The following is a 22,317-nucleotide window of genomic DNA, read 5'->3' on the forward strand; positions in this document are numbered from 1 at the left end:
GCACACTGTTGAGTTCTCAAGAAACGGACGCGTACACCACCACCCGAAACCCGCACCACGCGAGACCCGGAATCCGGGGCGTTTACATCAGCTTCACTTGTGTCATCTATTCTCGTCAGACCCGGCAGGCCCTGTCAAATCAGCCCCACCGGCAACCCGGCCCGAACCACTTGACATCAGCCCCGCCACCCGACGGGAATTCCGACCGCCCCTTCCGGGGCAACCCCTCTAACTTACCCGGTCCGGCCCCGCCACGCAAACCGCAGCAGATCCAAAACCCAAGAGAAGAAGAAGAGGCACCGGCAACCGTACCCGACACATCCCACACACCAGACCACCAAGATGATCAGAAATGGGATCCGCCGAACCTCACCGGCCCAACGAGACTACCAGAGCCCGACACCGACAACGTCCAACATCCAAGTCGTGTCACGTCTACTACCCGGGCACGGACGGGAGGCGGGGGGCAAGCGGCCGCCCGTTCCCGCCGCGCCCAACCCACCCCACCGCGACCCCGCAGATCAGCCGACTTCGACGCCGCCGATGGTCTTCTTGCCGCGCCTGAGCACGAGAAAGCGCCCATGGAGCAGATCATCGCCGGTCGGCACGTACTCCTCGTCCGTGATCTTCACGTTGTTGAGGTAGGCGCCGCCCTCCTTGACCGCGCGCCGCGCGGCCGACTTCGACTCGACCAGGCCGCTCTCGGTCAGCAGGTCGACGTACGTCGCGCCCAGCGCGGATACGGCGGCCTTCGGGATTTCGGCCAGCGCCGACTCGAGGGTCCGGGCGTCGAGTTCGGCGAGTGAGCCCTGCCCGAACAACGCCCGTGAGGCGGCGACGACCCGGGCCAGTTCGGCTTCGCCGTGGACCAGGGTGGTCAGGTCTTCGGCCAGAGCGCGCTGAGCCTGCCGCGCCGCCGGACGCTCGGCCACGGCCTTCTCCAGTTCGTCGATCTCCTCACGCGACCGGAAGGTGAAGACCTTGAGGAAGCGGGCGACGTCGCGGTCGTCGGCGTTCAGCCAGTACTGGTAGAACGCGTACGGCGACGTGAGGGCGGGATCCAGCCAGACGGCTCCGCCGGCCGTCTTGCCGAACTTGGTGCCGTCGGCCTTCGTGATCAGTTTTCCGGTGTAGGCGTGGACGTGCGCGCCCTCGACACGCCGGATGAGGTCGACACCGGCAGTGATGTTCCCCCACTGGTCGCTGCCGCCGACCTGTAGCGTGCAGCCGTGCCTGCGGTACAGCTCCAGGTAGTCGTTGGCCTGGAGGATCTGGTAGCTGAACTCCGTGTAGCTGAGCCCCTCCCCCGCCAGCCTGGCCGACACCGACTCCCTGGCCAACATGCGGTTGACCGGGAAGTGCTTACCGACGTCACGCAGGAATTCGATCGCCGACAGCCCGGCCGTCCAGTCAAGGTTGCTGACCAGGGACGCGGCCGCCGGTCCCTCTTCGAACGAGAGGAACTTCTCGACCTGCACCCGGATCCGCGACACCCACTCCGCGACGACGTCCTCCGAGTTCAGTGCGCGCTCGGTGCTACGTCCGCTCGGGTCACCGATGAGGCCGGTCGCGCCGCCGACGAGACCAATGGGCCGGTGGCCGGCCCGCTGGAAGCGGGTGAGGATCAGCAGCGTGGCCAGGTTTCCCGCGTGGAGCGAAGGCGCGGTCGGGTCGAAGCCCGCATAGACGGTGATCGGTCCCTCGGCCAGTGCCTTCCGCAGTGCGTCGGCATCGGTGGTCTGCGCGGTGACGTCGCGCCATTCAAGCTCATCGAGGAAGTCTGTCACTGCCCTGGCTTTCGCTAATCGATGGATGTACGGCTTACGCCCCCGTACCAGCCTGCCTGACCAGGAAACCCTATCGCCACTCGCCTACGACCGAGGCAGGCGGCGGATCAAACCCGGGTGCGCTGACGCCGTACGTGCGGGCGATAGGGCGACACCGTGGAGTCGCCGTCGATCCAGAATCGCCAGGGGGTCTCGGCTCCGGCCGCGACCCCCGTGCGGGGCCCGGTCCTGACCAGCGACGGGTCGACCGGCGCGCCTTCGAAGACCCGGATCCGCCCGCCGGCCGAGCAGCAGTCCAGGCCGTTGTGCTCCCGGACCAGGCCCAGGGACACCGCGAGCCGGGCCGGTCCCCTCGCCAGATCGCGGTCGGGGACGGTCCGCGCCGTACGGCCCGCGGACGACCCGTTCCCTCCCGTGAGGCGGCGGGAGCGGGCCACGTCGACTCCCGCGATCACCTCACCGGCCCGCATCAGCACGGCCGAACCCACATCCTCGGGCAGGCAGACGAGGTTCGCGCAGAAGTGCATGCCGTACGTGAAGTACACGTACACATGTCCCGGCTCGCCGAACATGACCGAGTTACGCGGCGTACGCCCCCGGTAGGTGTGCGACGCCGGGTCCTGCCCGGGCCCGCCGTATGCCTCGACCTCGGTCAACCGTACGGCCACGGGCCCATGGGCGATCACGCGGCCGAGCAGGTCGGGCGCGACCTCACAGGAGGGGCGATCGAAGAAGGCCCGATCGAGCGGGCGGCCGATGAGGCCACCCACCCCGGACAGGTCCAGTCCCGCCTCGTCCGATCCTCGCCCGTCCAACTCTCCCTCAGCTCTCGTTCGCCCAGGCCGCCTGATCGTCGACCGTCTCACGCAGTGCGGCGATCTGGTCCCGGACCCGGTCGGGGGCGGTGCCGCCGCGCGCGGCACGCGCGGCCAGGGCGCCCTGCACGTTCAGTACGTCCCGGACACTACCGTCCGGCCCGGAGGCGAAGTACGGGGAGACCTTCGCCAGCTCCTCGTCGGTCAGCTCGCCGAGGTCCTTGTCGTTCACCTGGCACCACACCACGAGGTGGCCGACCGCCTCATGTGCCTCCCGGAACGGAACACCCTGGCGGACCAGCAGCTCGGCGAGGTCGGTGGCGAGAGCGAACCCGTCGGGGGCGCTCGTCTCCAGCTTCGCCTTGTTCACCCGCATGGTCGACACCATCCCCGACACCGCGGGCAGCACGAGCAGCAGCGTGTCGACGGCGTCGAACACGGGCTCCTTGTCCTCCTGGAGGTCCCGGTTGTAGGTCAGCGGCAGGCCCTTCAGCGTGGTCAGCAGGGACATCAGCGACCCGATCAGGCGGCCGCTCTTGCCCCTGGCCAGCTCGGCCACGTCCGGGTTCTTCTTCTGCGGCATGATCGACGAGCCGGTGGAGTAGGCGTCGTCCACCTCGATCCAGCGGAACTCCTGCGACGCCCACAGCACGAGCTCCTCGCCGAGCCGGGAGATGTGCACTCCGATCAGGGCGGCGCAGAACAGGAACTCGGCGGCGAAGTCGCGGTCGGCGACCGCGTCCATCGAGTTGGGCGCGGCGGAGTCGAACCCGAGCTCGGCGGCCACCGCGGCGGGGTCGAGCGGCAGCGAGGACCCGGCGAGCGCGCCGGACCCGAGCGGCGACACCGCGGCCCGCCGGTCCCAGTCGCGCAGCCGGTCCACGTCCCTGGTCAGCGCGTGAGCGTGCGCGAGCAGTTGGTGGCCGAACGCCACCGGCTGCGCGTGCTGCAGGTGGGTCATGCCCGGGGCGGCGGTCTCGGCGTGCTCCTCCGCCTGGCCGATCAGCGCCGTCTCCAGCTCCACTAGCCGGGAGACGATCGTGCGCACATGGTCACGCAGGTAGAGCCGCAGGTCGGTGGCGATCTGGTCGTTGCGGCTGCGACCGGCGCGCAGCTTGCCGCCGAGCGTGCCGAGGCGCTCCAGCAGGCCGCGTTCGAGCGCGGTGTGCACATCCTCGTCGGCGACCGTGGGGCGGAACTCCCCGTTCCGGCATGCCTGGTCCAGGTCGTCGAGCGCGCCGAGCATACGGTCGAGTTCGTCCTGTGTGAGGAGCCCGGCGCGGTGCAGCACCCGGGCGTGCGCGCGCGAGGCGAGCAGGTCGTACGGCGCCAGCCGCCAGTCGAACTGCACGCTCACCGACAGGCGCGTGAGCGCGTCCGAGGGTCCCCCCTCGAATCTGCCGCCCCACAGCCGCATCGGCTTGTTGTCCGCCACCGTCTTCTCCCTCCGACATGAAGCTGTTAGCTGACGTACGCCCCGGCTCCGCAGCCGGGGGACCGGGCGTATGGACAATACGCGAGGCCTGGGCCGTGCCGTACGGCCATGCCGTACTAGCGTGCGTCCCTTGCGGCGGCGATCTTACTGGGCAGCGCCCAGAGCTGTACGAAGCCCTTGGCCAGCGACTGGTCGAAGGCGTCACCGGTGTCGTACGTGGCGAGCGAGAAGTCGTACAGCGAGTCGTCGGACCGGCGCCCGGACACCACGGCGCGGCCGCCGTGCAGCACGAGCCGGATGTCACCGGACACGTGGCGCTGCGCGTCGGCGATGAAGGCGTCCAGGGCCCGCTTGAGCGGCGAGAACCACAGGCCGTCGTAGACGAGCTCGCCCCACCGCTGGTCGACCGACCGCTTGAACCGGGCGAGGTCACGCTCGACCGTGACGTTCTCCAGCTCCATGTGGGCCGTGATCAGTGCGATCGCGGCGGGCGCCTCGTACACCTCGCGTGACTTGATGCCGACGAGCCGGTCCTCGACCATGTCGAGCCGCCCGACCCCCTGGGCGCCGGCCCGCCGGTTGAGCTCGGCGATGATCTCGTACGGCGACAGCGCCCGCCCGTCGAGCGCCACGGGGACGCCCCGCGCGAAGGTGATCACGACCTCGTCGGGCTCGCGCGGCACCGCGGGGTCGGCGGTGTAGTCGTAGACGTCCTCGATCGGGCCGTTCCAGATGTCCTCGAGGAAGCCGGTCTCGACGGCGCGGCCCCAGAGATTCTGGTCGATCGAGTACGGCGACTTCTTGGTGACGTCGATCGGCAGGCCCTTCTCCTCGGCGAAGGCGATGGCCTTGTCGCGGGTCCAGGCGTAGTCGCGAGCCGGGGCGATGACCTTCAGGTCGGGGTTGAGCGCGGCCAGTCCGGCCTCGAACCTGACCTGGTCGTTGCCCTTCCCGGTGCAGCCGTGCGACACGTGGGTGCCGCCCCACTCCATAGCCGCCGCGGCGAGGTGCTTGACGATGAGCGGCCGCGACAGCGCGCTGACCAGTGGGTAGCGGTCCATGTAGAGCGCGTTCGCCTGCAGGGCGGGGACGCAGAAGTCCCGTGCGAACTCCTCACGGGCGTCCACGACGACGGACTCGACGGCGCCGCAGTCGAGCGCCCGCTGCCGGATGACGTCCATGTTCTCGCCGCCTTGACCGACGTCGATGGCGACGGCGATGACCTCGGCGCCGGTCTTCTCGGCCAGGAACGGGATGGCCACGCTTGTGTCGAGGCCACCGGAGTAGGCGAGTACAACCCTGTCGCTCATGAATTTCTCTTTTCCCGTTGCAACTGAAAGATCACGGAGGGTGTTCGCGCAGATGGTGCGGCATCTCGCGGAGAAACCGCAAGATCACAAACTGCCGAGGCGCAGGTCAGCGGCACCGGCTGCGAGTATTCGCAAGATCACGGCACGGTCCATCACGGCACGTAGTCATCGCGGTGGTCACGTGGTCATCACGTGATCACGGTGGGGGTGGTGGGCGGCGGGGGGTGCCGGCCGGGGTGGCCATGTTGAGCAGCAACCTGGCCAGGGCGTCGCCCCCCGCGGGATCCCGGCTGATCACCAGGATCGTGTCGTCGCCGGCCACCGTGCCGAGAATCGACTCCCAGTCCGCGTGATCTATGGCCGAGGCGAGGAACTGCGCCGCCCCCGGAGGCGTACGGAGGATCACCAGGTTGGCCGAGGCCTCGGCCGACACCAGGAGCTCCTCGGCGATCCTGCGCAGCCGCGCGTCCGGATTCTCCGCCGAGCCGTTCGGCACGCCGGTCCGGTAGAGCGGGATCCGCCCCCCACCCTCGCCGGGCAGCGCGTAGACCAGCGTGCCGTCGTCCGCTCGCAGCTTCAGCGCACCGAGTTCGTCGAGGTCCCGCGAGAGGGTGGCCTGCGTGACCTCGACGCCGCCCTCCGCGAGCAGCCGGGCCAGCTCCGGCTGCGAGCGGACCTTGTGCCTGGTCAGCAGCTCGACGATGCGGGCGTGCCGCGCCGCCTTGGTGAGCGGGATGGTCACGACGCCTCCCCACCGCCCGTCTCCGCGCAGCCGCCCGTGGCCAGCCAGTGGAGCAGGGCCTTCTGCGCGTGCAGCCGGTTCTCCGCCTCGTCCCACACCACGCTGCGCGGGCCGTCGATCACCTCGGCGGTGATCTCCATCTCCCGGTAGGCCGGCAGGCAGTGCAGCACGATCGCGTCCGGCGCGGCCAGTTCGAGCAGCTTCGCGTTCACCTGGTAGGGGCCGAAAGCGGCGACCCGCTCCTCCTTGCCGTCCTGGCCCATCGACACCCAGGTGTCCGTGGCCACGACGTGGGCGCCGGCGACCGCCGCCTCCGGATCGCTGACCACCGTCACCGAGCCTCCCGTCTCCGCCGCGATCCGCGCCGCACGCTGCACGACGACGGCGTCCGGCGTGTAGCCGGCCGGTGTGCCGATCCGCACGTGCATGCCGGCCGTGGCCCCGCCCAGCAGGTAGGAGTGCGCCATGTTGTTCGCCCCGTCCCCGAGGTAGGCCAGGGACACCCCGCGCAGGACGCCCCGGTGCTCACGGACCGTGAGCAGGTCGGCGAGGATCTGGCAGGGGTGGAACTCGTCGGTCAGCGCGTTCACCACCGGGACCGAGGACGCCGACGCCATCGCCTCGATGCGCTCCTGCCCCCCGGTCCGCCACACGATCGCCGCCACCTGGCGTGACAGCACGCGGGCGGTGTCCTCGATCGGCTCGCCGCGGCCCATCTGCGAGGTGCCCAGGTCCATGACCAGCGGCTGGCCGCCGAGCTCGGTGACGCCGACGCTGAACGAGAGCCTGGTACGCGTGGACGCCTTGTCGAACAGCACGGCCACGGTCTGCGGGCCCTCGAACGGCCGATAGCGGCTGCGCCGGCCCTCGGTGGCGGCGCGCTCCTTCTTCATCGCCTCGGCGAGGTCGAGCACCCGCGCCTGCTCCGCCGGCGACAGGTCGTCATCTCTCAGGAAGTGCCTGACCTCAGACATCTGCGGCCTCCAGGATGGCGGGGAACGCGTCGAGGAAGCTCGACACCTCGGCTTCGGTGACGACCAGCGGAGGGGCGAGCCGTACGGCGTCGGGCTGCACGGCGTTCACCAGGAACCCGGCCTCCTGCGCCGCCGCCTGCACCTGACCGGCCCTGGCCGAGGTCAGCACCGCGGCCAGCCAGAGCCCGCGGCCCCGGACCCCCTTCAGCAGCGGGTGCGAGATGGCCGCGATACCGCCGGCGAGCCGCCGTCCCACGGCCTCGACGTGCTCCAGCAGGCACTCACGCTCGATCGTGTCGAGCACGGCGAGCGCGGCGGCGCACGACACCGGGTTGCCGCCGAAGGTCGAACCGTGGTCGCCCTTCTCGAAGATCGTGCCCGCCTCGCCGAAGCCGATGCACGCGCCGATCGGCATGCCGCCGCCGAGACCCTTGGCCAGCGTCAGCACGTCGGGCAGCACGCCCTCCGCCTGGTGGGCGAACCAGCGGCCGGTCCGCCCGATGGCCGACTGGATCTCGTCGGCGACGAGCAGCGCGCCCGCCGAGGAGCAGATCTCCCGGGCGGCGGCGAAATATCCGTCCGGCGGCGGCACGACCCCGGCCTCACCCTGGGTGGGCTCCAGGAACACCGCCGCGCAGTCGCCGGTCACCGCGTTCTTCAACGCGTCCGCGTCGCCGTACGGCACGAAGCGCACGTCGATCGGGAACGGGCCGAACTGGTCGCGGATCGAGGCCTTGCCGGTGAGCGACAGCGCGCCGAGGGTCCGGCCGTGGAAGCCCATCTCAGCGGCGACGAAGTAGCTCTTGCCGTGTGCCCTGCCGTACTTGATGGCGAGCTTCAGCGCCGCCTCGTTGGCCTCGGTGCCGGAGTTGGCCAGGAACACCCTGGCCGGCCCGCCCAGCAGCCCGATCAGCCGTTCGGCCAGCAGCACCTCGGGTTCGTGGAGGAACAGGTTCGAGGTGTGGGCGAGGGCGGCGACCTGGCGGGAGACCGCCTCGACCAGGGCGGGATGGCCGTGGCCGAGCGACGTCACCGCGATGCCGCCGATGAGGTCAAGGTAGCGGCGGCCGTCGACGTCCCACACGACGCTGCCCTCGCCCCTGGCGATCGCCACGGGCGGCACGCCGTAGTTGGGCATGAACGCCGTCTCGAAGCGCTCGCTCAGCGCCTCCGTACGCGTACTCACCTGGCCTCCTCCTCGCTCTCTTCGATGCCGGGCACCACCATCGTGCCGATGCCCTGGTCGGTGAAGATCTCCAATAGCAGCGCGTGGGCCACCCGCCCGTCGAGGACGTGCGCCTGCGGCACTCCGCCGCGGACGGCCGACAGGCAGGCCTCCATCTTCGGCACCATGCCGCTGGACAGCGACGGCAGCAGCTCGGCCAGGTCCGTCGCGCCGATCCGGCTGATCACCTCGTCACTGCTGGGCCAGTCCGCGTACAGGCCCTCCACGTCGGTCAGCACGATCAGCTTGGCCGCGCCGAGCGCCACGGCGAGCGCGGCCGCCGCGGTGTCGGCGTTGACGTTGTAGACGTCGGCGCCGGCGTCCGCCCCGTTCTGTCCGGCGTACTCGGCGCCGAGGTCGGCACGGGCGATCGACGACACCACGGGGATCCGCCCGTCGTCGAGCAGGGCCCGTACGGCTCCCGCGTCCACCCGGACGATCTCACCCACCTGACCGATGTCGACCTTGACGCCGTCGACGACCGCGTGCTTGCGCTCAGCGGTGAACAGGTGGGCGTCCTCGCCCGACATGCCGACCGCGAACGGCCCGTGCCGGTTGATCAGGCCGACCACGTCCCGGTTGACCTGGCCCGCCAGGACCATCCGGACGATCCGCATGGCCTCCGGCGTGGTGACCCGCAGGCCGGACACGAAATGGCTGTCGATCCCGAGCAGGTCGAGGTGGGCCTGGATCTGCGGGCCGCCGCCGTGGACGATCACCGGCCTTAGCCCGGCGTACCTGAGGAAGACCACATCGGCGGCGAACTTCGCGCGCAGGTGCTCCTCGGTCATGGCGTTGCCGCCGTACTTGATGACGATGGTCTCGCCGTGGAAGCGCGCCAGCCAGGGCAGCGCCTCGATCAGGGTGTTCGCCTTGTCCAGCACGCCGCCCAGCCGCGCGCTCGCATCGGTGAGGGGGGCGGTCATGACGAGTACGCCGAGTTCTCGTGGACGTACGCCGCGGTCAGATCCGTCGTGTGGACGGTCGCGGAGTGGGATCCGGCGGACAGGTCGACGGTGATGGTCACGTCGCGGGGGCGCAGGTCCGCCTTCGAACGGTCGTCGCCGGCCGCGCCGCCGCGGCAGATCCAGATGCCGTTGATCGCGACGTTGAGCCGCTCGGGCTCGAAGGCGGCGTCGGTGGTGCCGACCGCGCTGACCACCCTGCCCCAGTTGGGGTCCTCCCCGTGGATCGCGCACTTGAGCAGGTTGGAGCGGGCCACGGCCCGGCCCACGGTCACCGCGTCGCGCTCCGATGCCGCCCCGACCACCTCGATCGCGATGGCCTTGGTCGCGCCCTCAGCGTCGACCAGAAGCTGGCGGGCGAGGTCTGCGCAGACGGCGGTGACGACCTTCCCGAACTCGGCGAGGTCCGGCCGCACCCCCGAGGCGCCGCTGGCCAGCAGCAGCACGGTGTCGTTGGTCGACATGCAGCCGTCAGTGTCGAGCCGGTCGAACGTCACGGCGGTGGCGTCGCGCAGCACCACGTCCAGGTCCTCGGCGCTGACGTCGGCGTCGGTGGTGATCACGCAGAGCATGGTGGCGAGGGCCGGCGCGAGCATCCCCGCTCCCTTGGCCATGCCGCCGACCATGTATCCGCCCTCTCCCCGGCGGAACGAGATCTTGCTGACGGTGTCGGTCGTCCTGATCGCGTCGGCGGCCGCCAGGCCGCCGTCGCGCGAAAGCTGGGCGGCGGCCGTGTCGATCCCGGCCAGCAGCGCGTCCATCGGCAGCCGCTCACCGATCAGGCCGGTCGAGCAGACCGCGATCTCCGCGGCGCTGTCGCCCAGGACCTCGGCGGTCTTCTCCGCGGTGGCGTGGGTGTCCTGGAAGCCGAGCGGACCGGTGCAGGCGTTGGCGCCGCCCGAGTTGAGCACCACGGCCCGGACCCGGCCGCCGCTCAGAACCTGCGCCGACCACAGCACGGGCGCCGCCTTGACCCGGTTTCGGGTGAAGACGCCGGCCGCGGCACGCGACGGGCCGTCGTTGATGACGATGGCCAGGTCGCGGGCACCGCCGCTCTTGATCCCGGCGGCCACGCCGGCCGCGCGGAAACCCTGCGGTGCTGTCACGCTCATGGCTGCTCCTCGGTTGAGACTGGCTCTGTGATCAAGGGGCGACTCCGTTCAGGGGAAGGCCGAGTTCTTCTGGAAGGCCGAGGGCGAGGTTGGCGCTCTGGATCGCGCCGCCCGCCGTGCCCTTGGTGAGGTTGTCGATCGCGGCGACGGCGACGATCCGGCCCGCCCGATCGTCCAGCGCGACCTGCAGGGCGGCCGTGTTGGCGCCGACCGTCATCGCGGTGGCGGGCCAGACGCCCTCCGGCAGCAGGCGCAGGAACGGTTCGTCCTTCACGGCCGTCTCGTACGCCTCCCGGAGCGCGGCGGCGGTGACGCCGGGCGCGGCGGGAGCCGTACAGGTGGCGAGGATGCCGCGGCTCATCGGCGCGAGCGTCGGGGTGAACGACACCCGGACCGGCCGCCCGGCCACCGCCGTCAGGTTCTGCTCCACCTCGGGGGTGTGCCGGTGGACACCGCCCACGCCGTACGCGCTGACCGAGCCCATGACCTCGCTGCCCAGCAGGTTCGGCTTGAGGGAGCGGCCGGCGCCGGAGGTGCCGCTCGCCGCGACCACGACGACGTCGGGCTCGGCCAGGCCGGCCGCGAACGCCGGGAACAGCGCGAGCGTCGCCGCGGTCGGGTAGCAGCCGGGGACCGCGATCCTGCGCGCGCCGCGCAGCCGCTCACGCCGGCCCGGCAGCTCCGGCATGCCGTACGGCCAGGCGCCGGCGTGCTCGCCGCCGTAGAAGTGCGTCCAGTCCGCGGCGCTGGTGAGGCGGAAGTCGGCGCCGCAGTCGACGATCAGCGTGTCCTGTCCGAGCCGGGCGGCGAGGGCGGCGGACTGGCCGTGTGGGAGGGCGAGGAAGACGACGTCGTGGCCGCTCAGCGCCTCCGGCGTGGTCTCCTCGATGATCCGGTCGGCGAGCATGGGCAGGTGGGGCTGGTGCTCGCCGAGACGGGTCCCCGCACTCGACCCCGCGGTGAGCGTGCCGATGCCGATGGACGGGTGGCCGAGCAGCAGCCTGAGCAGCTCGCCTCCCGCGTACCCGCTCGCCCCGGCGATCGCCGCTTTCATCCCGTCCCCCAGCCTTTAGATGGCTTCTGCATGACTATGCGGTACTGCTCATAAAATTGCTTACATGGAAAGTATGCAACCGGCAGCATGATCATGCAACCACCGTCTCGCTGAACGGACACCTGGCCTGCGTACCTACCGGTCGGTATCGTGACATTTCGGCGGACGACGACCCGGGAGCGCGCGACGATGACGAGGGAACAGGTCCAGGCCCAGCTCACCGCCCCCGGACAGCTCTTCGAGATGGAAGAGGCCGAGGTCGGCGTTCACAAGATCCGCACGTGGAAGCACGCCCCCTCGACGTTCCGGGCGCTGCTGGAGATCACCCGGTTCCACGGCGACAAGGTCTTCGTGGTCTACTCCGACGAGCGGTACACGTACGAGGAACACTTCCGCCTGGCGGCGACGCTGGCGCACCGCCTGGTCGACGACTACGGCGTACGCAAGGGCGACCGGGTGGCCATCGCCATGAGGAACTACCCCGAGTGGATCGTCTCCTTCTCCGCCGCCCTGGCCGTCGGGGCGGTCGCCGTACCGTTGAACGCGTGGTGGACGGAGCAGGAACTGACGTACGGCCTGGCCGACTCGGGGGCCAAGGTCGTGATCGCCGACGGAGAGCGCGCCGAGCGGCTGTCCGGCGCGGGGCTTCCCGTGATCGTCACACGGGGCGACGGCGCCGACCGCGCCAACTGGGCGAGCTGGGCCGAGGTGCTCGGCGAGGTGCGGGCCGACGTGACGCTGCCACCGGTCGAGGTCGGCCCCGAGGACCCCGCCACTATCTTCTACACCTCCGGGACCACCGGCCGGCCCAAGGGCGCGCTCGGCAGCAACCTCAACCTCGGCCAGGCGCCGATGACCGTGGCCTACGCGACGATGCGCGGCGTCGCGCTCTCCGGCCGGGACCCGGCGGGCGCCGCGGGCAAACGCACCAACACCCTCCTCGCCGTCCCCCTGTTCCACGCCACCGGGTGCTTCGCCGTGCTGCTGACCACGATGTTCAGCGGCGGCGGGCTGGTGCTCATGTACAAGTGGGACGCCGGCGTCGCGCTCGAACTGATCGAGCGCGAGAAGGTCACCGGGATGACCGGTGTGCCGACCAACGCCTGGCAGCTCCTGTCGCACCCGTCCCTTCGCGACCGTGACATCTCGTCACTCGGGTCGATCTCCTACGGGGGCGCGCCGGCCCCGCCCAAGCTGCTGGAACGGGTCACCGAGCTACTCCCGGGCCGGACCCCGTCCAACGGGTACGGCATGACCGAGACGTCGGCGCTGGCCATCTACAACAGCGGCAGGGACTACCTCGCCAAGCCCGACAGCATCGGCCATCCGCTCGCGGTGGTGGACGTCAAGGTCTGCGACCCGCTCGGCGAGGAGCTGCCTCCGGGCCAGGTCGGCGAGCTGTGCGTCCGCGGACCGATCGTGATCATGGGGTATTGGAACCGGCCAGGGGCGACCGCCGAGACGTTCGTGGACGGCTGGCTGCACACCGGCGATCTCGCCAGGGTCGACGAGGAGGGCTTCGTCTACGTCGTCGACCGGGCGAAGGACATGGTGATCCGCGGCGGCGAGAACGTCTACTGCGCCGAGGTCGAGGCGGCCTTGTTCGAGCACCCGGCGGTGGACGACGCCGCGGTCATCGGCATCCCGGACGACGAGCTCGGCGAGCAGGTCGGGGCCGTCGTACGGTTCAGGCCGGGCTCGGCGGCGACCACCGAGGAACTGCGGGAGTTCCTGCGCGGACGGCTGGCGGCCTTCAAGGTGCCGGTCCGGTTCTGGTTCCGCGATGCCGAGCTGCCGCGCAACCCCGGCGGCAAGGTCCTCAAGACCCTGCTCAGGCAGGAGACGCTCGGCCGGTGAGTCCCTGCCGGATACGTCGGCCTGACCTTCGACGACGGCCCCAACCCGGGCAACACCACCACGCCGCTCAACTCACTGAAAACAACGCCCGGTCGGCCCGGCGCAATACCATTCAGAGAAACGGGTGGAGACGAAGGAATTCCGAGGGCCGCGAATCCCGGTCGAATCGCAGAAGATTGCCTCACCTGATGATTCGCCGCTTCGAGCGGCCGTGAGACTCCCAGGAAAGCGGGCTGGTACGGCCCCCGATCCAACAGGAGAGCCGTACCTCTAGCGCCCGCATTCCGCTCCAGCAAGCCCCCCATGACTCGGCTGTGCCATCGCTGGAACGCTCTCCGAATGAAAGCAATGGAAATCTATACAGAATCCGCAAACCATGTCCACAATGGCGGATGTGACCTGCATCACATCGAATTCTAGATTTCTTCTAGATAATTGAAAATGATAGCACCGGCTCGAGGTCACCGCGTTTTCCGCGATCGCGAGAACCGCGTCCGAAACTCCGACGCGGGCCCTCATCCGGACGTCAGATCTTCCAGGGCTCCCAGAGCTTCGTCGAGATCTCCACACCGAACGGCTCGGGGAGTTCGACCGCCTGGCCGAAGTCCCACACACCGGCGAGCATGCCGTAGGTCCCCTGCCCCCCGTCGGGATCGGCGTAGAGCAGCGCCCTGGCCACCCGGGGATCGCGGTCCACCAGCAGGTAATGCGGGATCCCGCTTCGGGCGTACCCGCTCCCCGTGGTCAGTGGGGAACGCAGCGTCCCCGGGTGCGGCAGCTCATCCACCGCGTTCCCCCGCGAGGTGACCTCCATGACCATGACCACCTGTGCGGGGAGCAGGTGCCGCATGCGCTGTTTCCGGGCTTCCACCAGCGTCCCCGCGTCGACCACGAGCAGGTCGGGAGTGCACCCGTCCCCGATGTCGGCCAGGTTGAAGTCTGCCGTGTGAACGGCCTGCCACTCGAAACCGGTCCTGCCGGTCTCCGCAGCGGAGAAGACCTTCTCGACGTCTCTGACCATTTCGATGCGATCGACCGGGGGGCACGGCGATCCGCCGATCTCGGCGTCCGGAAGCAGGTGGTGAACCACCGCGGCAACGCTCACGACTCCTCCAGGAACTCAGACCCACCGAGCGTAACATCACAGTCACTGAAAGGTATGGAAATTTCCGGAAGGGGCCAGAGCCGTTGATACATCACGTGCAGCCCCACGAAACCGTGCTCGGGATGGTCGAACGCCTCCGGCACGGTGCCGATGATCTCGAAGCCGAGAGACTTCCACAGGTGCACGGCCGGGTCGTTGACCTCGACTACCGCGTTGAACTGGATGCCCTGGTAGCCCTCGGCACGCGCCCAGTCGACGACATGGCGGCCGAGGGCGCGGCCCGCCCCTCCGCCCTGCCGGGCCGGGTCGACGAGGAACGACGCGGTGGCCACGCGTGAGCCGCGGCCGGGCCGGTTGGGCCCCATCTTCGCCGAGCCGAGGATCACACCGTCCTCGACCGCGACCACGGTCTGCCCCGGAGGCGGTTCCATCCACCACGGCCGAGCCTCTTCGAGGGTCTGCCCCTCAGGAAAAGCGTAGGTTCTCCCCGCATCGATGATCGCGGAGTAGAAGGGATAGATGTCCGGCCAGTCCTCGTCGGCGGCGGTTCTGATCTCCATCCGCCGAGGCTACCGACGGACGCCGGCGGGCGCCGATTGATTTTCCGGCGCCCGCCGCGTTGTCCGTCCTGCCGTACGGCCCCGTCGTCCAGGTCGGCGGGTCAGGCTCCGCGGAGCCGGGCCCCGGTCCGGTCGGCGGCCAGGGAGACCGCGGCGTCGCGGGCCGCGGTGGTCTCCTCGACTGTGAGCGTCCGGTCCGCGGCCCGGAAGCGCAGCGTGTAGGCGAGCGACTTGCTGCCCTCACCGACCTGCGGGCCCTGGTACACGTCGAACAGCCGGACCGACTCCAGCAGCTCGCCCGCGCCCTCGCCCAGCGCGGCCGCCACCTCGGCGACCGGCGTCTCAGCCGGGACGATCAACGCGACGTCCTGGGTGGCCACCGGGTAGGCGGACACAGTCGGCGCCTGAACCGGGCCCGGCGGCCGGAGCAACGACATTTCCAGCTCCATCGCGGCCGTGCGGGGCGGCAGGCCGTACGCCTCGACGACACGCGGGTGCAGCTCGCCCGCGTGGCCGACCACGACGCGCTCGCCGGTGCCCGAGTCGGTGATGCTCAGCTCCGCGCACCGTCCGGGATGCCACGGCTCGTGCCGGTCGGCCCGGACCTGGAGCTCGATCCCGGCCTCACGGGCGACGACGCGAGCCGCCTCGATCGCGTCGGCCCAGGCCGCCTGGCGGCCCTCGCCCCACCACCCGGAGCGCTCGAACTCCCCCGCGAGGACCACGGCCACGCGGTGCGGCTGCCTCGGCAGCGCCCTTTCGATCCGGGCGAGCTCCTCGTCGGACGGCCTGCGGTCGACCGCGAGCACCGGCGCCGTGGCCGGCGCGTCCGGCTCCGGCCGATAGACCAGGCCGGTCTCGAACAGCGCCACGTCGGTGAAACCACGACCCACGTTGCGTACCAGGGTCTTCAGCAGGCCCGGCAGCAGCGTGGTCCGCATGAACGGCTCGTCCTCGCTCAGCGGGTTGACCAGCCTGGTGACCCAGCGGCGCGCGTCGCCGGCGGCCAGTTGCAGGTTGTCGAGGTCGCGGCCGCCGATGAACGGGTACGACAGCACCTCGACGTACCCCGACATCGCCAGCGCCCGACCCACCCTGCGGCGCAGCCGCTGCTCCTCGGTCAGCCCGGCGCCGGCCGGGGCGGCGGGCAGCGCCGACGGGAGGTGCTCGTAGCCCTCCAGCCGGATGACCTCCTCGGCGAGATCATTCGGGTCGGTCAGGTCGGGCCGCCAGCTCGGTGGAGTGACCGTGATCAGGTCGTCACCGGGGACGGCGAGCTTGTCGGCCAGGTCGCCGCTCGACACCACTCCGGTGGCGGCGACGCCGCCCGCCCCGGCGCCGGGTAGCTCGGCACTGGGCAGTTCGGTACCGGGCAGCTCCTGCGCCCCTTCGGCCACAGCGCAGCCGATCTGCTCCAGCCTGCGGATCACGGTCTCTCGCGAGTACGGCAAACCGGCGACGCGGCCGGGGTGGCCGACCGGGATCGTGATCCGTACCGGGGAGGGCTCGACCCGGGCGTGGGTCACCCCGGGCTCGACGGTGGCCCCGCCCAGCTCGACGAGGAGTCGTACGGCACGCCAGGAGGCGGCCAGCGGCAGTTCGCGGTCGACGCCGCGTTCGAACCGCTTGGAGGCCTCGCTCACCAGGTTGTGCCGGCGCGACTCCCTGGCGATGCCGGTCGCGGAGAAGTGCGCGGCCTCGATCACGATGTCGGTGGAGACGTCGGAGATCTCGGTGTGCAGGCCGCCCATCGTGCCGGCCATCGAGATCGGCCCGGAGTCATCGGTGATCAGGATGTCTTCCTCGTGGAGCTCACGCACCACATGGTCGAGCGTCTCCAGACTCTCCCCCGGCCGGGCGCGCCGTACGACGATCTCGCCTGTCAGGCGGGAACGGTCGAAGGCGTGCAGCGGCTGGCCGAGTTCCAGCATCACGTAGTTCGTCACGTCGACGGCGAGCGAGACCGGCCGCATGCCGGCGCGCGCCAGTCGCGCCCGCATCCACAGCGGGCTCTCGGCGGCGGGGTCGAACCCGGTGACGGCGCGCAACACGAACCGGTCGCAGGCGGTGGGGTCGGCGATCGACGCCGGCCACGACTCGCCGTCGGCGGCGGGCACCTCGATCTGGGCGGGATCGCGGAACGGCACGCCGAACGCGATGGCCGCCTCGCGGGCCACGCCGCGGATCGACAGCGCGTACCCCCGATCGGGGGTGACCTCCAGCTCCAGCACGTCGTCGCGCAGGCCGAGCAGCTCGACCACGTCGGCCCCGATCGGGGTGTCCTGCGGCAGCAGCAGAATTCCCGGAGAGGAATCGGCGATGCCGAGCTCGGCCTCCGAGCAGATCATGCCGTCCGACATCCGCCCGTAGGTCTTGCGGGAGCCGATCTCGAACCCGCCGGGCAGGACGGCGCCGGGCAGCGCGACCGGCACGACCGCGCCCTCGGAGAAGTTGGTCGCGCCGCACACGATCTCACGCGGCGCGGCCTCCCCGACCTCGACCTTGCAGTGCCGGATGGGCTTCTTGAACCCGGTCAGCTCCTCGATCTCGAGGACCCGGCCGACGACCACGTTCTTGATCTCGTGGCCGTACGAGGTGATGGCCTCCAGCTTGAGACCGGCGGCGGTGAGCTTGTCCGCCACCTCGTGGGCGGTGACCGCGGGAAGATCGACGTACTCCCGCAGCCAGGAGAGCGGGACCCTCATCAGACCTCCATCCCGAACGGCAGGGTGAACCGGATGTCGCCCTCGACCATGTCGCGCATGTCCCCGGCGTTGTGCCGGAACATCAGCGTGCGCTCGATGCCCATGCCGAAGGCGAACCCGGAGTAGACGGACGGGTCGACCCCGCAGGCGAGCAGCACACGCGGGTTGACCATGCCGCAGCCGCCCCACTCGATCCAGCCCTCGCCCTTGCACGTACGGCACGGCGGGTTGCCGGGCGCCGCCGAAGCGCCGCGGCAGACGAAGCAACGCAGGTCGAGCTCGGCCGACGGCTCGGTGAAGGGGAAGTAGTTCGGCCGGAACCGGGTGTCGATGCCCGTGCCGAACATCACCTCGGCGAACCTGTCGAGCGTGCCCTTCAGGTGGGCCATCGTCAGCCCCTTGTCCACCGCCAGGCCCTCCACCTGGTGGAAGACCGGCGTGTGCGTGGCGTCGAGCTCGTCGGTGCGGAAGGTCTTGCCCGGCGAGACCACGTAGACCGGCAGCGGACGCGACAACAGCGCGCGGATCTGCACCGGCGAGGTCTGGGTGCGCAGCACCTTGCCCGACTCGGTGCTCTCCACGAAGAACGTGTCGTGGTCGGAGCGGGCCGGGTGGTCGGGCGCGATGTTCAGCGCGTCGAAGTTGAACCACTCGCCCTCGAGCTCGGGGCCCTCCGCGACCTCGTAGCCCATCGCGACGAACGCGTCGGCGACGTGCTCCTGCAGCGTGGTGAGCGGGTGCCGGGCGCCGCGGGGCCCGCGGTCCCAGGGCAGCGTGACGTCGACGGTCTCCTCGATGAGGACGCGGGCGTCGCGCTCGGCCTCCAGCTCGGCCTGGCGGGCGGCCAGCGCCTCACCGATGACCTTGCGGGCGGCGCCGATCCGCTTGCCCGCCTCGGCCCGAGCCGCGGGCGGTAGCGCGCCGATCTCGCGGTTGGCGAGCGCGATGGGCGCTCTGTCCCCGACGTGCGCGAGCCGGGCCTGCTTGAGTTCGTCGAGGTCTTTCGCCGTGGCGATGGCGGCGAGCGCATCGTCCTGCGCCCGCGCGACCTCGTCCGCGTGCAACGGCGTCACCTCGACCGGGTCATAGGTGTTCGACAAGAGAAAGCTCCGTATCCAGGGCGGCGAGCGGCGGGCGCTCGGCGGAGTCAGTTTAGTCCGATCAGCCCACCGGGCCGTCACCCGAAGTCGGGGGCGCCGGCGGGCAAGATAAATCGGAACTCGGCGCCGCCGCCGGGCGCGCGCTGCACGCTGATCGTGCCGCCATGGGCCTCCACAAGGCCCTTGACGATGAACAGGCCGAGCCCGGTGCCTCCCCGGCGACGCCCGTTGCCGCGCCAGAACTGGCGGAAGACACGGCCGACCAGCTCGGGCGCCACGCCCTCACCCTGGTCGCGTACCGACACCGCCACTCCCCACTCGACCGGCTCCACCACTATGGTCACCGTACCGCGTCCGTGCCGCAGCCCGTTTTCCACCAGGTTGCCGAGGATTTGGTCGATCTTGTCCTGGTCGAGCCAGGTCTCGGGCAGCTCGCCGCGGACATCCAGGCGGAAGCGCTCCTCCCGCTCCCCCGCCGCCACGCGGCCGGCGATGATCCGGCGGGCACGCGCCGGGATGTCCACGATCTGGCGGTGGATCTGCAGCCGGCCGGACTCGATCCTGGACACGTCGAGAAGCTCGGTGATCAACCGGGTGACCCGGTCGGCGTCGGCGTTGACCGTCTCCAGCATGACGAGCTTCTGCGCGTCGGAGAAGCGCTCCCACTTCCCGAGCAGCGTGGCGGTGAACCCCTTGACGCTGGTCAGCGGCGATCTGAGCTCGTGGGCGACGGTGGACACGAGGTCGGCCCGGCTGCGCTCGAGACGGGCCCTGGCCGAGGCGTCCCTGAGCGTGAGCACGATCCGGACGACCGGGCCGCCGCGCTCGGGACTGCGGACGAGGCGCGTGACGACCAGGAACTCCGGGCGGCCCGGCAGATGCAGCGGGCGCTCCGGCTGACGGCTGCGGGTGGCCAGCCCGCCATGCGGGTCCAGGCACTTCCACCAGTCACGGCCGTCCGCGTCACGTAACGGGAGGGTGTCGCTGATGTGCCGGCCGGTCGCCTCCTCGCGCATCACCCCGGTCAGCCGCTCCGCGGCCCGGTTCACGCCGAGCACGACGCCGTCGACGTCGACGACGACCAGCCCGTCGGGAAGCTCGTCCATATCGATGTGCACACTCCCGTGGTCGGCCCGATTCCGGGTGCCGCCTGGGGTGTCGTCACATCGCACGAGAGCGCCTCCTCGACTTCCGCCTGGGACTTCCGCCTGGGTCCTGACCGCCGACAATAGCGGGTTTCCTGGGAATGTCGGCAGGGTCAACCGCGCCGGGTAGTGGGTTCTTCTACAGCGTGTAATGTCTGCCGTTGAACTCGCGCGGAAGCGTAGAGGCACACGCCCGCCGCGGTGGCGAGATTGAGGCTTTCGGCCCGGCCGTAAATGGGCACCCGCACCACCTCGTCCGCGAGATCGAGCAGCTCGGCCGGCAGCCCCCATGCCTCGTTCCCGAACACCCACGCCGTCGGCCGGGTCAGGTCGGCATCGTCGAGCGTCCGGGTGCCCGCGCCGTCGGCGGCGAGCACCCGCAGCCCCGCCTCGCGCACCTGCCGTACGGCCTCGGCCACCGGGACGCCGGTCGCGACCGGGAGGTGGAACAGGCTCCCCGCACTGGCCCGGACGCACTTGCCGTTGTAGGGATCGACCGATGCACCGCTGAACACCACGGCGTCCGCTCCCGCGGCGTCCGCCGTACGCAGGACCGTGCCCGCATTGCCGGGGTCGCGGACGTGGGCGAGCACGGCCACGAGCCGGGCGCCGGACGGCACCGCCTCAGTGAGCGGGATGTGGACGAACCGGCACACGGCGACGATGCCCTGCGGGGTGACGGTCTGGGTCAGCTCGGCCATGACCTCGCCGCTGGCCCGATGGACCGGGACACCCGCCGCCGCGGCGGCGCCCACGATGTCGGCATGCCGCGTCCATGCCTCGGCGGTCGCGAACAGTTCGACCGTCGCGCCCTCGACCGCCAATGCCTCGCGGACCGCCTGCGGCCCCTCGGCGAGGAACGCCCGGTCTCGGTCGCGAAAGGCTCGCTTGACCAGTCTGCGCGCGGCCTTGGCCCGCGGCGACCTGATATTCGTGATCTCCGCCATGACCACCTCGGATCCCTCGTTTCCCCTCAACGTGACCGAGGGCCCACCGGACGACGGTGAGCCCTCGAGTTCAGGTGGCCGGTTCAGGCGACCGGTGCGTTCACGTCGGCCGGGAGCGCCTTCTTGGCGGACTCGACCAGCGTGGCGAAGGTCTGCGCGTCGTTCACCGCGAGGTCGGCCAGGATCTTGCGGTCCACCTCGATGCCGGCGAGGCGCAGGCCCTGGATGAACCGGTTGTAGGTCATGCCGTTGAGGCGCGCGGCCGCGTTGATCCGCTGGATCCACAGACGGCGGAACGCACCCTTCTTGTCCTTGCGGTCACGATACGCATAGGTCATCGAGTGGAGCATCTGCTCCTTGGCCTTGCGGTACAGCCTCGACCGCTGCCCCCGGTAACCGCTCGCCCGCTCGAGGACGACCCGGCGCTTCTTCTTGGCGTTGAGCGCCCGCTTCACGCGTGCCATTTCGTTCTATCTCCCCGGGTCGTTACTTGGCGAGCAGCTTCTTGATCTTCTTGGTGTCGGCGTCCGACATGACGACCACACCGTCGAGACGGCGCGTGCGGGTGGACGGCTTGTGCTCGAAAAGGTGCTGCCGGTTGGCACGGCGGCGCATGACCTTGCCGGTACCGGTCAGCCGGAACCGCTTCTTCGCACCGCTGTGCGTCTTCATCTTCGGCATGTCAGCCGTCTCTCCCTACTTATCCGTGCCACCGGTCCGGACTCGACCCTCCGGGCCGACGGCGTGATCTACCACGCCGGGACCTAGTCAGCCCTGGCTCATCCAATATGTCGTCTGTTTCCGAGTGCTCGGACCCGGCTCACACGGCCGGACGCGCCGTCACTCGGGTTGCGCGGCCTGCGCGGGCTGTTCCTGGGCGGCGGCGGAATCCTCCGTCGTCGGATCCGCTCCGTGCTGTGCCTTGGCCGCCGCCTTCTCGGCCTTCGCCTCGGCCTTCTTCTTGTGCGGCCCGATCACCATGATCATGTTTCGGCCGTCCTGCTTGGGCTGCGACTCCACGAAGCCCAGCTCCATGACGTCCTCGGCGAGCCGCTGGAGCAGCCGGAACCCCAGCTCCGGACGGGACTGCTCGCGGCCCCGGAACATGATCGTGACCTTGACCTTGTCTCCCGCCTTCAGGAAGCGCACGACGTGACCCTTCTTGGTCTCGTAGTCGTGCGGATCGATCTTCGGCCGGAGCTTGATCTCCTTTATGATCGTGTGCGCCTGGTTGCGGCGGGCCTCTCGCGCCTTCATGGCCGACTCGTACTTGAACTTGCCGTAGTCCATGAGCTTGCAGACGGGCGGCCGGGCCGTCGCCGCGACCTCCACGAGATCGAGGTCGCTCTCCTGCGCCAGCTTCAGGGCGTCACCGATGGAGACGATGCCGACCTGCTCGCCGTTCGGGCCGACGAGGCGGACCTCGGGCACACGAATGCGGTCGTTGATGCGGGGCTCGGTGCTGATGGGACCTCCAAA

At 70.4% G+C, this 22,317-nt stretch carries 19 protein-coding genes and 2 pseudogenes; 1 reads left to right on the forward strand and 20 read right to left on the reverse strand.

From position 1 onward, the window contains the following. Window positions 1-521: 521 nt before the first annotated feature. The 10 genes from tyrS to argC all read right to left on the reverse strand — a co-directional run bounded on the left by tyrS (window position 522) and on the right by argC (window position 11,419). Window positions 522-1,787: a tyrosine--tRNA ligase gene (gene tyrS, locus ACFHYQ_RS16375; RefSeq protein WP_394302018.1), complete on the reverse strand. Its 1,266-nt coding sequence runs from the start codon at window positions 1,785-1,787 to the stop codon at window positions 522-524. Window positions 1,788-1,894: 107 nt separating this feature from the next. Then, window positions 1,895-2,602, reverse strand: a complete 708-nt coding sequence (locus ACFHYQ_RS16380) for a DNA-3-methyladenine glycosylase (protein WP_394302019.1) — start codon at window positions 2,600-2,602, stop codon at window positions 1,895-1,897. A gap of 7 nt (window positions 2,603-2,609) precedes the next feature. Beyond that, on the reverse strand, window positions 2,610-4,019 hold the full coding sequence (argH, locus tag ACFHYQ_RS16385; RefSeq protein WP_394302142.1) for an argininosuccinate lyase: 1,410 nt from the start codon (window positions 4,017-4,019) through the stop codon (window positions 2,610-2,612). A gap of 134 nt (window positions 4,020-4,153) precedes the next feature. Continuing rightward, on the reverse strand, window positions 4,154-5,347 hold the full coding sequence (locus tag ACFHYQ_RS16390; RefSeq protein WP_394302020.1) for an argininosuccinate synthase: 1,194 nt from the start codon (window positions 5,345-5,347) through the stop codon (window positions 4,154-4,156). A 196-nt stretch (window positions 5,348-5,543) separates the two neighbouring features. Then, entirely contained in the window at window positions 5,544-6,089 is a 546-nt protein-coding gene (locus tag ACFHYQ_RS16395) for an arginine repressor (RefSeq protein WP_204016501.1), read from the reverse strand. After that, a complete protein-coding gene (gene argF / locus ACFHYQ_RS16400; RefSeq protein WP_394302021.1) occupies window positions 6,086-7,063 on the reverse strand; it encodes an ornithine carbamoyltransferase in 978 nt (325 codons plus the stop codon). Before argF ends, ACFHYQ_RS16395 begins: the two co-directional genes overlap by 4 nt. Further along, window positions 7,056-8,201, reverse strand: coding sequence for an acetylornithine transaminase (locus ACFHYQ_RS16405; protein WP_394302143.1), 1,146 nt, complete (start codon window positions 8,199-8,201; stop codon window positions 7,056-7,058). The genes argF and ACFHYQ_RS16405 overlap by 8 nt, the downstream gene beginning before the upstream one ends. A 44-nt stretch (window positions 8,202-8,245) precedes the next feature. Further along, window positions 8,246-9,214 carry an acetylglutamate kinase gene (gene argB / locus ACFHYQ_RS16410; protein ID WP_394302022.1) on the reverse strand — a complete coding sequence of 323 codons (969 nt, stop codon included), beginning with the start codon at window positions 9,212-9,214 and terminating at the stop codon, window positions 8,246-8,248. Then, window positions 9,211-10,365 (reverse strand): bifunctional glutamate N-acetyltransferase/amino-acid acetyltransferase ArgJ, encoded by a 1,155-nt coding sequence (gene argJ / locus ACFHYQ_RS16415; protein ID WP_394302023.1) that lies wholly within the window; start codon window positions 10,363-10,365, stop codon window positions 9,211-9,213. The genes argB and argJ overlap by 4 nt, the downstream gene beginning before the upstream one ends. Window positions 10,366-10,396: 31 nt before the next feature. After that, complete coding sequence (gene argC / locus ACFHYQ_RS16420; RefSeq protein WP_394302024.1) at window positions 10,397-11,419, reverse strand: N-acetyl-gamma-glutamyl-phosphate reductase; 1,023 nt, start codon at window positions 11,417-11,419, stop codon at window positions 10,397-10,399. Window positions 11,420-11,608: 189 nt separating this feature from the next. Here argC and ACFHYQ_RS16425 point away from each other — a divergent pair, with 189 nt between their 5' ends. Then, window positions 11,609-13,276: a class I adenylate-forming enzyme family protein gene (locus ACFHYQ_RS16425; RefSeq protein WP_394302025.1), complete on the forward strand. Its 1,668-nt coding sequence runs from the start codon at window positions 11,609-11,611 to the stop codon at window positions 13,274-13,276. A 526-nt stretch (window positions 13,277-13,802) separates the two neighbouring features. Here the strand turns inward: ACFHYQ_RS16425 and ACFHYQ_RS16430 are convergent. The 10 genes and pseudogenes from ACFHYQ_RS16430 to infC form a co-directional block, all read right to left on the reverse strand. Then, complete coding sequence (locus tag ACFHYQ_RS16430) at window positions 13,803-14,381, reverse strand: hypothetical protein (protein WP_394302026.1); 579 nt, start codon at window positions 14,379-14,381, stop codon at window positions 13,803-13,805. Then, window positions 14,378-14,941 carry a GNAT family N-acetyltransferase gene (locus ACFHYQ_RS16435; RefSeq protein WP_394302027.1) on the reverse strand — a complete coding sequence of 188 codons (564 nt, stop codon included), beginning with the start codon at window positions 14,939-14,941 and terminating at the stop codon, window positions 14,378-14,380. Before ACFHYQ_RS16435 ends, ACFHYQ_RS16430 begins: the two co-directional genes overlap by 4 nt. A 101-nt stretch (window positions 14,942-15,042) precedes the next feature. After that, window positions 15,043-16,212: pseudogene (locus tag ACFHYQ_RS16440) on the reverse strand (phenylalanine--tRNA ligase subunit beta-related protein); the annotation flags it as partial. A gap of 123 nt (window positions 16,213-16,335) precedes the next feature. Beyond that, window positions 16,336-17,646: pseudogene (locus ACFHYQ_RS16445) on the reverse strand (phenylalanine--tRNA ligase subunit beta); the annotation flags it as partial. Beyond that, complete coding sequence (gene pheS, locus ACFHYQ_RS16450; protein WP_394302028.1) at window positions 17,646-18,746, reverse strand: phenylalanine--tRNA ligase subunit alpha; 1,101 nt, start codon at window positions 18,744-18,746, stop codon at window positions 17,646-17,648. The pseudogene ACFHYQ_RS16445 and the gene pheS, both read right to left, overlap by 1 nt. 77 nt (window positions 18,747-18,823) lie before the next feature. Beyond that, window positions 18,824-19,852, reverse strand: a complete 1,029-nt coding sequence (locus ACFHYQ_RS16455) for a sensor histidine kinase (RefSeq protein WP_394302144.1) — start codon at window positions 19,850-19,852, stop codon at window positions 18,824-18,826. Window positions 19,853-20,004: 152 nt separating this feature from the next. Continuing rightward, entirely contained in the window at window positions 20,005-20,838 is an 834-nt protein-coding gene (locus ACFHYQ_RS16460) for a TrmH family RNA methyltransferase (protein ID WP_394302029.1), read from the reverse strand. An 83-nt stretch (window positions 20,839-20,921) separates the two neighbouring features. After that, complete coding sequence (rplT, locus tag ACFHYQ_RS16465) at window positions 20,922-21,302, reverse strand: 50S ribosomal protein L20 (protein WP_055481924.1); 381 nt, start codon at window positions 21,300-21,302, stop codon at window positions 20,922-20,924. A gap of 22 nt (window positions 21,303-21,324) precedes the next feature. Next, window positions 21,325-21,519: a 50S ribosomal protein L35 gene (gene rpmI / locus ACFHYQ_RS16470; protein WP_204016490.1), complete on the reverse strand. Its 195-nt coding sequence runs from the start codon at window positions 21,517-21,519 to the stop codon at window positions 21,325-21,327. Window positions 21,520-21,678: 159 nt separating this feature from the next. Continuing rightward, window positions 21,679-22,305 (reverse strand): translation initiation factor IF-3, encoded by a 627-nt coding sequence (gene infC / locus ACFHYQ_RS16475; RefSeq protein ID WP_394302145.1) that lies wholly within the window; start codon window positions 22,303-22,305, stop codon window positions 21,679-21,681. Window positions 22,306-22,317 lie beyond the last annotated feature (12 nt).

The organism is Sphaerimonospora cavernae (assembly GCF_042435035.1).
Taxonomy (GTDB): domain Bacteria; phylum Actinomycetota; class Actinomycetes; order Streptosporangiales; family Streptosporangiaceae; genus Sphaerimonospora; species Sphaerimonospora cavernae.